This window comes from Vibrio sp. Vb1166 (genome assembly GCF_033338695.1).
GTDB classification, from domain to species: domain Bacteria; phylum Pseudomonadota; class Gammaproteobacteria; order Enterobacterales; family Vibrionaceae; genus Vibrio; species Vibrio alginolyticus.
The window spans coordinates 102,028-112,811 of sequence record NZ_JAWOTE010000017.1 but is presented as its reverse complement, the minus strand read 5'-3'; the positions used below and the strand labels follow the sequence as shown (position 1 = coordinate 112,811).

The window sequence follows — 10,784 nt, the reverse complement described above, 5'->3', positions numbered from 1 at the left end:
ACCATTTGATCACATGACAAGATGTGCATCTACCTTAAATTTATGATTTTTATCAAAATCATTAGGGGATTCCTCAGGGCTAAGCCCTTAACAGCATTATCAATCTGTCTTGTATAAGGCTGTAACTGATGATACACCGTCAGTTCTTTTTTTAGCTCTGTCACCATAACGCTTTTTGCACCGGCTCGAAGCTGGCTTAAGGAGAGCCCATCTTTGTCATCGATAATAGTATTTAGAAATCCGTGTAGTTCAGATGAAACATGAATACGAAGCTTATTATTTAACGCCTTCTTGACCTGTTGGATAACACGACTGATAAGCTTTTGTAAGACAGTATATTTAGGGATGGCAATTCTATGCGTTGCTAGATATTCAGCGGCTGCATCGAATAGATAACGAGGCTCAAGCCAAGCTTTGCCGACCATAACAAGATGTTCGTACAGCGGCGCAAAGTGCAGACTTTCGTCCCATTTCTGATAGTTTAATAACCTCAGTATTCTTTGATATATACGGTCACGCTGCATCTTATTAATGCTGAAAGGCCTGATCCCTTTGCCTCCTTGAACTTGCGTTGAAATAAACTGCATATCGTCAAAGATGAGGTTAAAGCTAGGTGAAAGAATCACAGGCTTAGACTTAAAATACCCTAATAACGCAATGAAATAGCATCGGTGGTTCCTTAGGCGAATACTTTTCAACTCTGTTAACTCGATCTCGTTTGGCGTAAAATACAATCGTTGTTGTTCAAGTGATAATAGCGGCGGAGAATATAGATCAAGCTGCTCAGCTTTGGTAAGAATTGATAGTTCGTTTTTAATTAAATTAAGTTTAAGGGGTTGTTAACCTCATAATTTGCCATACTTTGGAGAAGTAACCCACCTTTGTATGCCTTTAAATATGGTGAGTATGGCGATTTATGTTACTTTAGAGGGGAAAATCCCTAGAACCCCTATCTGGAACGGCAAGGCCTGCTGGAACGGGATGTCGAAAACAGCTATCTGGCCTCGGATGCGGTGGATGACGACCCGATGACACCCCTGCTGGGGCACTCGATCACTTACCGTATCGCTGTCGGTTCACAGGCGGGGCGAAAGGTGTTCACTTTGCAAACTCTGCCGACCAGTGGTGATCCGTTCGGTGACGGGATTGGCAAGGTAGCCGGGTCCAGCCTGCACGCCGGCGTGGCGGCCAGGGCCGATGAACGCAAGAAGCTCGAACGGCTGTGCCGGTACATCAGCCGCCCGGCGGTATCCGAGAAGCGGCTGTCGTTAACACGAGGCGGCAACGTGCGCTACCAGCTCAAGACGCCGTACCGGGACGGCACCACGCACGTCATTTTCGAACCATTGGATTTCATTGCAAGGCTGGCCGCCCTGGTACCGAAGCCCAGAGTCAACCTAACCCGCTTCCACGGGGTGTTCGCACCCAACAGTCGGCACCGGGCGTTGGTCACGCCGGCAAAACGGGGCAGGGGCAACAAGGTCAGGGTGGCTGATGAACCGGCAACACCAGCACAACGGCGAGCGTCGATGACATGGGCGCAACGGCTCAAGCGTGTTTTCAATATCGACATCGAGACCTGCAGCGGCTGCGGCGGCGCCATGAAAGTCATCGCCTGCATTGAAGACCCTATAGTGATCAAGCAGATCCTTGATCACCTGAAGCACAAAGCCGAAACCAGCGGGACCAGGGCGTTACCCGAAAGCCGGGCGCCACCGGCTGAGCTGCTCCTGGGTCTGTTTGACTGACGAGCCTGAAGGCCAACGATACCAATCAAAATGCTGCGTTCACAGCGCCGCGGCAGGGATCCGCCGTGCTGGTTGTCGGAAAAGGAGCCGCTAGTGGGAAAGAGGAGGGTAAATTTTCAGCGTTGCTGGCTCCCCGTCAGCCGGATTGGGTTGCATCGCAGGGGTGTCGAAAGAGTCAACTGCGGTCCAAAGCTGTTGGACTTGGGTGAAAAGGGCGTTTATTCTTCCTATACGTATGATTCAAACTGCAGATGAGTTACATTTGAAAGAAAAGGTGAAAAAACCAATTGAGAAATTATTGCATGTGCTTAATGCCTCAAATAAAAAATTAATTATTCAATACCGATCATTATGAAACTATCATTAATTGTTGCCATGGATAAAAATTTTGGCATTGGTAAAGACAACGATTTGTTATGGAAATTGCCGGCTGATATGAAATTCTTTAAAGAAACTTCAACAGGTCATGTAGTAATAACCGGACGTAAAAATTATGAATCTATTCCTGAGAAATTTAGACCCTTGCCAAATCGTGAAAATGCCGTTTTAACTCACCAAATCGGCTATCAAGCACCAGGAGCTCATGTCTTTTTTTCACTTACTGAATGTTTAGAGTTCTATAAAAATGAAACCGAAAGAACTGTTTTCATCATTGGTGGGGGACAAATTTATGCAGAAGTTATGCAGCGAAACATCCTTCAAGAAATGTATATCACACAAGTAGATGGAGTGTTTGACGCAGATACTTTTTTTCCTAAATTTTCTGAATCTGAGTGGAATAGTGAAACTGTACTGAAACAGGGTATTGATGAAAAACACGCTTTTGCTTTTGAAATAAAAAAATATACACGTAAATAACTCTAAAACTTACTGTTTTTGTTGAAATGTTTTGTATGTAACGGTTTCAAAACTTCAACGACCTTACTAACTTTGCCTCCTTATGATTTTATGTATAGCTGAAAAACCTTCTGTGGCAAAAGATATTGCCGAAGTAATTGGTGCAAAACAACGCAACAACGGCTTTTATGAAGGAAATGGCTATTGGGTAACCTGGACTTTTGGCCATCTGTGTACATTGAATGAACCCCATGATTACAAAGAAAATTGGAAATACTGGAAATTGGAAGATCTGCCAATTGTACCTAAAAAATTTGGCATTAAACTAATTGATAACGATGGAGTAAAAAGGCAATTTGCTGTTATTGAAAAATTGGTAGCATCTTGTTCTGAAGTCATCAATTGCGGGGATGCCGGGCAGGAAGGGGAGTTGATACAAAGATGGGTATTGGCACCTGGTCAAGAAAGCGGGCCATACCCACCAAGTGGCCAAGACGGGCGCGGTCACCCTGATCCAGCGTTTTGGATCGGCGCTCAATCTGAATGTTCACTTCCACATGCTGTTTCTCGACGGTGTGTATGTCGAGCAATCCCACGGCTCAGCGCGTTTCCGCTGGGTCAAGGCGCCGACCAGCCCAGAGCTCACCCAGCTGACGCACACCATCGCCCACCGGGTGGGTCGCTATCTGGAACGGCAAGGCCTGCTGGAACGGGATGTCGAAAACAGCTATCTGGCCTCGGATGCGGTGGATGACGACCCGATGACACCCCTGCTGGGGCACTCGATCACTTACCGTATCGCTGTCGGTTCACAGGCGGGGCGAAAGGTGTTCACTTTGCAAACTCTGCCGACCAGTGGTGATCCGTTCGGTGACGGGATTGGCAAGGTAGCCGGGTCCAGCCTGCACGCCGGCGTGGCGGCCAGGGCCGATGAACGCAAGAAGCTCGAACGGCTGTGCCGGTACATCAGCCGCCCGGCGGTATCCGAGAAGCGGCTGTCGTTAACACGAGGCGGCAACGTGCGCTACCAGCTCAAGACGCCGTACCGGGACGGCACCACGCACGTCATTTTCGAACCATTGGATTTCATTGCAAGGCTGGCCGCCCTGGTACCGAAGCCCAGAGTCAACCTAACCCGCTTCCACGGGGTGTTCGCACCCAACAGTCGGCACCGGGCGTTGGTCACGCCGGCAAAACGGGGCAGGGGCAACAAGGTCAGGGTGGCTGATGAACCGGCAACACCAGCACAACGGCGAGCGTCGATGACATGGGCGCAACGGCTCAAGCGTGTTTTCAATATCGACATCGAGACCTGCAGCGGCTGCGGCGGCGCCATGAAAGTCATCGCCTGCATTGAAGACCCTATAGTGATCAAGCAGATCCTTGATCACCTGAAGCACAAAGCCGAAACCAGCGGGACCAGGGCGTTACCCGAAAGCCGGGCGCCACCGGCTGAGCTGCTCCTGGGTCTGTTTGACTGACGAGCCTGAAGGCCAACGATACCAATCAAAATGCTGCGTTCACAGCGCCGCGGCAGGGATCCGCCGTGCTGGTTGTCGGAAAAGGAGCCGCTAGTGGGAAAGAGGAGGGTAAATTTTCAGCGTTGCTGGCTCCCCGTCAGCCGGATTGGGTTGCATCGCAGGGGTGTCGAAAGAGTCAACTGCGGTCCAAAGCTGTTGGACTTGGGTGAAAAGGGCGTTTATTCTTCCTATACGTTGTCGGCAGCGGGCCAAAAAGGAATACGTCCATGCCCATCGAGGTGAAACCGGCTGTGAGCGCGGGTTCAAGCATATAGCCCGACAGGCGCGTATCCTTGCCGATCACGACACGATGGCGGTGGTCACCGCGACGAAAGACACGGCCAGCCGCCATGCCGACGCGCAAGGCGGTTTCCGCCGTCATCGCGCCTTCGTTGGCTTTGCCACGAATACCGTCTGTGCCGAAATATTTGCGCACCATAAGGTCGATTATCCTGTCGTCGGGTCGCCCTCAAAGGGGACATGCCTGCTGAACCGCGAATATAGAGAAATATCCCGAATGTGCAGTTAACGAATTCTTGCGGTTTCTTTCAGCGCCGCCAATACCGCCAGCCCGTCGCGCAAGGGGCGCGGCTCGTGTGTGCGGATGAAGTCAGCTCCACCTGCGGCGGCGGCAAGCTCTGCAGCGAGTGTCGCGGCCCCGACATCCCCCGGACCACGGCCTGTGAGCGCGCGCAGAAAGGATTTGCGCGAAACAGACAGAAGCACCGGCAAATCGAAGCGCAGCCGCAATTCATCGAACCGCGCCAGCACCGAGAGCGAGGTTTCGGGAGCAGCCCCCAGAAAAAACCCCATGCCGGGATCAAGGACAAGGCGGTTGCGTTTGATACCGGCACCCGTCAGCGCCGCGATGCGCGCGTCAAAGAACGCCGCAATGTGATCCATGATGTCGCCAGCGGGTGCCTCGCGCCGATCTGCCTGCCCGTCTTGCACCGAATGCATAACGACGAGTTTGGCAGATGATTTCGCCAATTGCGGATAGAACGCAGCGTCTGGAAAACCGCGAATATCATTGAGATAGGCCACACCACGCGACAAGGCATAGGCTTGCGTCGCGGGTTGATAACTGTCGAGCGAGACGGGAATGCCATCTGCCTTGAGCGCGTCCAGCACCGGCGCGATACGCGCGATTTCTGTGTCGGACGAAACAGGCGCGGCGTCGGGATTGCTGGATGCCGGACCGAGGTCGATCACATCTGCCCCCTCGGCCATCAGCTTACGCGCCTGCGCAATGGCTGCGTCTGGCGCCAGATACCGGCCTCCATCGGAGAAACTGTCCGAGGTTATGTTGACGATGCCGAAAATGATGAGCGATTTATTCATGGGGGCTTCTATAATAATAATAATCGAGCATGAGTCTCATACGGATGCTCGGGTCGAAAGGGAATCCCCAGGCGAGTAACCTGTTTGCGGTGATCCATTAGCTGCAGGAGCAGAATAGCATACATCTGGAAGCAAAGCCAGGAAAGCGGCCTATGGAGCTGTGCGGCAGCGCTCAGTAGGCAATTTTTCAAAATATTGTTAAGCCTTTTCTGAGCATGGTATTTTTCATGGTATTACCAATTAGCAGGAAAATAAGCCATTGAATATAAAAGATAAAAATGTCTTGTTTACAATAGAGTGGGATACAGACACGCTTGATATGTTTGGAGATCAGCCATGACAGATCCACTCAAAGCCCTTTTCGGCAAGCCTGATTACTCCCATATCGTAAGGGACACCACGGCCACTATCAGCATCACAGCCGCTGAAATGGCCGCTGTTTTGGAGGCTTACGACAGGGGTATAGACACGCTGGACGGCACCACCAGAACGGCGCTGGATTCCGTTATATCGAAACTCAAGGACGAGGTATGGCCATGAGCATGTATTACATCAAGACAGGTCTGGAGTACTGGAAACCCAAGGGCTACGGGTACACCAAGAGCCGCGAGGAGGCGGGGGTTTTCACCCTCAAGGACATGGAAGAATTGAACCTCGATGGCTGCACCCTGGAACGCGCCGAAGTGGCGTTCCTGGACGAGGACGGCCCCAGTCCCGACCTACCCCACCGCGTCACCCTGCCCCGCGATTGAGCGGGGCGCTGGAGGGTTTCAAAGGGGCACCCTTTGGCACGGGATATGTGTCAAAAACGGAGTTTTTGTAAACATATCCGACGTGCCTGTAAATCCGCGCGATTACTGCCAGCCCTTACACCCCGGTTGCTTAGGGTTGGTTGAAAGTGGTTTAGGGTTGGTTGAAAGTGGTTTAATGTTGGTTAAACAATGGTTTAAGGTTGTTCAAGGTTGGTTAAAGTTGGTTGAAAAGGGTTAACGGCCCCTGCTGCGGTCGCTGCGCTCCCGTTCCCGCTTGGCCTTGAATCGCTCTTTGATCTGCTGGGCGCGCTCCTGCTTCTCCTGCTCGTTCTCCTGCCGCAATTTCACCGCCTGCCGGATCAGTCCCGCTACCTGATCCTTGGATAGCCCCTTAAACGGCTCCTGAAGGGCCTGTAAGCGTTTTTGCTGCTGGGCTAGGGTTTCCCTTAGCTCCTTGGCTCTTCGCTCGTTCTGGGCGCTTACAGCGGCTTTCTCGGCCATCGGCTGCACAGACCCCATTATTTTGGCGTTCAACCTTTGCGCCACCCCTTCGACCGTCTCCACGGCTCCGAACACCTTCTCGGCCAGTGACACCCCCTTGACCTTCTGGGGTTTCAGCTCGTCAGGCGTCAGGTGTGGCACGTCTCGGCCTGCCTGCTGGATCGCCCCATAGTGGGTTTTAACTCGCTGGTGTGTGGCCCTGCTGCCCTCGATGCCCCGTTCAAGCCCCAGATCGGCCACCCGTTCGGCGTAGCTGGTCTGGTCCTGGCTCATCTTCGTCCGGTTGCCAATGAACTCCTTGGCACTCAGGCGCCCGTCAGCCGTCCGAGGCACCACGAACGCCGACAGGTGCGGGGTCAGCTCATCCCGGTGGATCGTGGCCGTGACCACGTTCTCAGCGCCGTACTTGTCGGCCAGCCACTCGGTCGATCGCTTGAAGAACTCCCGCTGCTGGTCGGCGCTTGCGGTCTGCCACCACTCCGGCGAGGCGCTCATCACGTATTCGACCGCCAGCACCGCATCCTTGCGCCGCTTCTCCGGCAACCGCTCCCTGAGCTTGCCCATCGCCTCATCGGTCGATCTGGCCGCCAGGTGATCGTTGTCCGGTGTGCGCTCCTGATCGGCGTTCGGCGTCTCGCGGTCGCGGTAGCAGTGCTGCAACGCAGCCGCCACCGTGCCCATGCTGTTGAGCTTCTTCGCCCTCATGATCGCAAACGCCATCCGTCCCCCTCCGCACTGTCAGATTGCTGCCAGCCCGTCGAGGTACGAATGTGCCTCCGGCGGGCCACTTCTTTGAAGTGTATACTCACTAGACTTTACTCCGTAAAGTACGTGACCGCTACGCGGTTGCAGCGGCCTGCGGCCTTGCTCTACGGGCTTCGCCCTGCGCCTCCCTTCGGTCGTTGCGAACACCTTGGGGCGCTGCCCCAAACCCCGCGTTCGCCACGTGGCAGGGGTGCAGGTGGCCGCGCCGCTTCGCTCTGCTCTACCTGCCCCCTTGCCTGAGCGTGGGGGTCACTCCATCACGTCAAGGGTTCGCTTCGCCGGGTGCTCACCCGATCCCTTCCGCTTCGCTCCAGGGCTGCGGCTTCCGCTCCCGCCCTTGACGCTGCCGGAACGACCCAGCCTCTGGCTCTGGGGTTGGGAACGAAGGGAGCGCAGCGACCGCAGGCCCCAGCCCCCGAGCCTCACGGCGGCGAGTGTGGGGAGTCCAGAGGGGCAAAGCCCCTTTGGGCCTAGCGCAGCGGAAACAAACCCTCTCGCCTCTGGCGAGGCATTAACTCCAAGGGAGCGCAGCGACCGTCAGCAGGGTGCCAAGCGAAGCGCCGGCGGGACGGCAGTCCCTTAGAGGAGAAGGGGAAAAATACTAAATGGGGTTTGTTGCCCATCCCCTCGAAATTAACCTTAAGCCTGTTTCTTAAACAGTAATTTGAGTGTTAAACAATTATCAAAACGTTTTAAATTTTTTGATCTTTACTTAAAATTAGGGGGCGCAAAGTTTTTCAATAACTTACATCAACTGAGGTTTATATCGAGGGGATGGGCGCAAAACCCCAATCTATTTATAGGCGCTTTTGGAGAGCTTCTAAATCAACCGACAACGTGGATGTTGATTTTGGCTGTAACACTATTATTTGTTGCCAAAGTATTTTCACGCCATATCAAAGGGAAAATAGGCGAGTGGGCTTTATCAAAAATATTAAATAAAAAATGTGGTAATAATTGCATAGTACTTGATGATGTTACTCTTGAAGTTTCCGATGGAGATACTACTCAGGTGGACCATGTTGTTATTTCCCCAGCTGGAATATTTGTCGTTGAAACAAAACATTATAAAGGCTGGATTTATGGCAAGGAATCAGATCAATTTTGGACTCAAAAGATATTTAAACGTAGCTACAAGTTTCAAAATCCGTTCAGACAAAACTATAAGCATGTGAAAGCAATTCAATCTCTTTTGCCTAGCATTCCCCAGGAAGCGTTCTACTCGATTGTAGTTATGGTAGGTGAGTGCGAATGGAGGAGTAAAAACACACCAAAGCTACTATTCACATCCGGTTGGAAGGCCGCAGATTATATTTATGAACAATCCAAGGAAAGCTCTTTTATCGACATTAATAGTGTTTATGAGAGTCTAGAGTCTGCACGTTTAGAAAAGGGGCTTAAAACTAACTTTAAGCATGTGAAAAACCTCAAAGCTAAACATCGTGCTTGAACTTAGCACTCAGGGCAGTGTAGTAGCGGTTTGCATCCTACACTGCCATCAGTCACACTCCTTTTCATGTTCTTTGTGAACGGCTCTTTTCATTGCGGCAGGGTGAACATAAAGGTTTGCTTTACTCTCATCACTATCAAGAATCTCAATATAGAAATGACCATGTTCTTCGGCCAACGCTGGTATTTGCTTCCATTTTGAAGAGTTCACAGATAGAGCAATTGGGGCTACTTGCCTCCCATTATCGTCAAAGCCATTATCAATGTGATCAGCTAACAAATAAACTCTATTCGAAACGACAGCAGTATTTTCTTTAAATAACTCACTGTAAATAGCTAACGTACTCTCAATTAAGTTGAGGAATCCGTAAAACTTTTCAACATCATTGCCATAATTATTAACAAGAGATTTGAGCCTCCACAATTGCTCTTCCAACTTGTCACCTTTCTGCCCAGCGTAAATAAGAGCTTTAATATCTTTTCTTGTCTCCTTGTATGCTGCTTTTTTGAGTAAGGATTTCAGATAACGCATAACAATCGCATTTCGCTGGTGGAGAGGCACAAACCGACGTGTATCGCTACATTCCATATAAAGGTGTAACAATGTATTGATTACTAAGTCATTTACCAATTGTGGATAATCACCTCTTTTTCTTCTCATTTATCACACCTCGCACTTAAAGAGTTGGTTTAGAACTGGTGTACCGAAAGTACAGTAATCGGTACACCTTACAACCTGTTCATTCTCGATTTAAACCATAATAACATCCTTAAATATCAGTCTGTTATGATTATTTATCTAGATGCAAAACAATCAAACTGTACCGCCATTCAATTCTAACGTATTAAAGGTACACTTGTTTGTAACTGTACCGTATTTGGCATACTATTGACGGTATACTTGATTTTTTTGAAGAGAAATGATTATGGAAAAGCGGCAACAAAGTCCTGCATTGACTTATTCAGACGTAAAAGGTGTCTGTGACCGTCTACATGCTTCCGGAGAAAAGATAAGCGGCAATCGAGTGATCGCAGAACTTGGCAGAGGTTCCAAAGGAACGGCTCTAGGCTTTGTTAGGCAGTGGCGTGAAGAGCTCGAAGCATCCCAGGCTCATTTAATGGAATCAATGGGATTCAGTGATGCATTTGCTGACTCATTTATGAAAGAGATGGGCAGGTTTCAAACTGCTATTGAATCTCGCTTTGAAGAAACGCTACGTGCTGCTAAAAGTTCCGAAGCAGAGGCTCTTTCTGCCTTAGCTGATGCTGAAAGCAAAATAGAGCGCCTTCAATTTGAAGTTCAAAAGAAAGAACAGTTGGCACAGGAACATAGCGAACAACATGCAGCGGCCAAATCATCTTGGACTACTACTGAACAGACACTGCGTGATCAACTAGAAGAAAAGAGTAGGGTGATTGTTGAACATCGAACTCAGATTGACCGATTAACCACAGACTTAGCCAAAGCGGAGATGCGTCTTGAGGACAGCAGTAAGCTGGTAGAAGAGGCTCAATCTAACCGTGAACAACTACGCTCTGAGTTAAAAGATATCCGCGAAAAACTCACCCAAGCAGAAACACAAAACGCGACTATAAGTGCTCAAAATGAAGCACTCCGTGAATCTTTAAAAGCAGAGAAAGAATCGCATCAAACAACTCAGGATAGAGTTAACCATCTTCAAGAGCGGCTTATGCAATCAGAGAAAGGGTTGGGGCGACTGGAGACAATTAGCGAAGCTCTCGATACCGAAAAAGCAGCTCACGCGGCCACTTCAAAAGCAAAAAGCAAACTTGAATCTGATTTGAATTCCGAACGCAAAGCTCATATCAGTACAAAGAAAAAATTGTCGCAACTTGAGGTGAAAGATTAG

9 protein-coding genes and 4 pseudogenes are annotated in these 10,784 nt (G+C 50.3%); 8 read left to right on the top strand and 5 right to left on the bottom strand.

Annotated elements, in window-relative coordinates; genetic code table 11:
- Positions 1-74: 74 nt before the first annotated feature.
- Positions 75-818, bottom strand: a pseudogene (locus R7E51_RS16910) (DUF4158 domain-containing protein); the annotation flags it as partial.
- 132 nt (positions 819-950) lie between these two features.
- Here R7E51_RS16910 and R7E51_RS16905 point away from each other — a divergent pair.
- The 4 genes and pseudogenes from R7E51_RS16905 to R7E51_RS16895 form a co-directional block, all read left to right on the top strand.
- Positions 951-1,748: pseudogene (locus R7E51_RS16905) on the top strand (IS91-like element ISCR2 family transposase); the annotation flags it as partial.
- A gap of 345 nt (positions 1,749-2,093) precedes the next feature.
- Complete coding sequence (locus R7E51_RS16900; protein ID WP_086371372.1) at positions 2,094-2,606, top strand: dihydrofolate reductase; 513 nt, start codon at positions 2,094-2,096, stop codon at positions 2,604-2,606.
- Positions 2,607-2,688: 82 nt separating this feature from the next.
- Positions 2,689-3,024 (top strand): annotated as a pseudogene (locus R7E51_RS24130) (toprim domain-containing protein); the annotation flags it as partial.
- Positions 3,025-3,037: 13 nt separating this feature from the next.
- A pseudogene (locus tag R7E51_RS16895) lies at positions 3,038-4,066 on the top strand (IS91-like element ISCR2 family transposase); the annotation flags it as partial.
- A gap of 175 nt (positions 4,067-4,241) precedes the next feature.
- Here R7E51_RS16895 and R7E51_RS16890 read toward each other — a convergent pair.
- Entirely contained in the window at positions 4,242-4,544 is a 303-nt protein-coding gene (locus R7E51_RS16890) for a phosphoglucosamine mutase (RefSeq protein WP_000251875.1), read from the bottom strand.
- 86 nt (positions 4,545-4,630) lie between these two features.
- Complete coding sequence (sul2, locus tag R7E51_RS16885; protein WP_001043260.1) at positions 4,631-5,446, bottom strand: sulfonamide-resistant dihydropteroate synthase Sul2; 816 nt, start codon at positions 5,444-5,446, stop codon at positions 4,631-4,633.
- Positions 5,447-5,782: 336 nt separating this feature from the next.
- On the opposite strand from sul2, the gene R7E51_RS16880 reads away from it, so the two are divergent.
- Positions 5,783-5,986 carry a hypothetical protein gene (locus R7E51_RS16880; RefSeq protein ID WP_000131876.1) on the top strand — a complete coding sequence of 68 codons (204 nt, stop codon included), beginning with the start codon at positions 5,783-5,785 and terminating at the stop codon, positions 5,984-5,986.
- Positions 5,977-6,198, top strand: coding sequence for a hypothetical protein (locus R7E51_RS16875; protein WP_001251694.1), 222 nt, complete (start codon positions 5,977-5,979; stop codon positions 6,196-6,198). Before R7E51_RS16880 ends, R7E51_RS16875 begins: the two co-directional genes overlap by 10 nt.
- Before the next feature lie 234 nt (positions 6,199-6,432).
- Here R7E51_RS16875 and mobV read toward each other — a convergent pair whose 3' ends face one another.
- Positions 6,433-7,419, bottom strand: coding sequence for a MobV family relaxase (mobV, locus tag R7E51_RS16870; protein ID WP_000852935.1), 987 nt, complete (start codon positions 7,417-7,419; stop codon positions 6,433-6,435).
- Between the two features lie 709 nt (positions 7,420-8,128).
- Between mobV and R7E51_RS16865 the strand changes: the two genes are divergently transcribed.
- Complete coding sequence (locus R7E51_RS16865; protein WP_101905929.1) at positions 8,129-8,914, top strand: nuclease-related domain-containing protein; 786 nt, start codon at positions 8,129-8,131, stop codon at positions 8,912-8,914.
- Between the two features lie 48 nt (positions 8,915-8,962).
- On the opposite strand, the gene R7E51_RS16860 is transcribed toward R7E51_RS16865, so the two are convergent.
- Positions 8,963-9,574 (bottom strand): DUF2913 family protein, encoded by a 612-nt coding sequence (locus R7E51_RS16860; RefSeq protein ID WP_014386795.1) that lies wholly within the window; start codon positions 9,572-9,574, stop codon positions 8,963-8,965.
- A gap of 259 nt (positions 9,575-9,833) precedes the next feature.
- Between R7E51_RS16860 and R7E51_RS16855 the strand changes: the two genes are divergently transcribed.
- Complete coding sequence (locus tag R7E51_RS16855) at positions 9,834-10,784, top strand: DNA-binding protein (RefSeq protein WP_032073031.1); 951 nt, start codon at positions 9,834-9,836, stop codon at positions 10,782-10,784.

Excerpts from the sequence above, each read along its gene's own strand:
- R7E51_RS16875 (WP_001251694.1), top strand. The coding sequence starts at position 5,977 with ATGGCCATGAGCATGTATTACATCAAGACAGGTCTGGAGTACTGGAAA.
- sul2 (WP_001043260.1), bottom strand. The coding sequence starts at position 5,446 with ATGAATAAATCGCTCATCATTTTCGGCATCGTCAACATAACCTCGGAC.
- R7E51_RS16860 (WP_014386795.1), bottom strand. The coding sequence starts at position 9,574 with ATGAGAAGAAAAAGAGGTGATTATCCACAATTGGTAAATGACTTAGTA.
- R7E51_RS16855 (WP_032073031.1), top strand. The coding sequence starts at position 9,834 with ATGATTATGGAAAAGCGGCAACAAAGTCCTGCATTGACTTATTCAGAC.
- R7E51_RS16880 (WP_000131876.1), top strand. The coding sequence starts at position 5,783 with ATGACAGATCCACTCAAAGCCCTTTTCGGCAAGCCTGATTACTCCCAT.
- mobV (WP_000852935.1), bottom strand. The coding sequence starts at position 7,419 with ATGGCGTTTGCGATCATGAGGGCGAAGAAGCTCAACAGCATGGGCACG.
- R7E51_RS16890 (WP_000251875.1), bottom strand. The coding sequence starts at position 4,544 with ATGGTGCGCAAATATTTCGGCACAGACGGTATTCGTGGCAAAGCCAAC.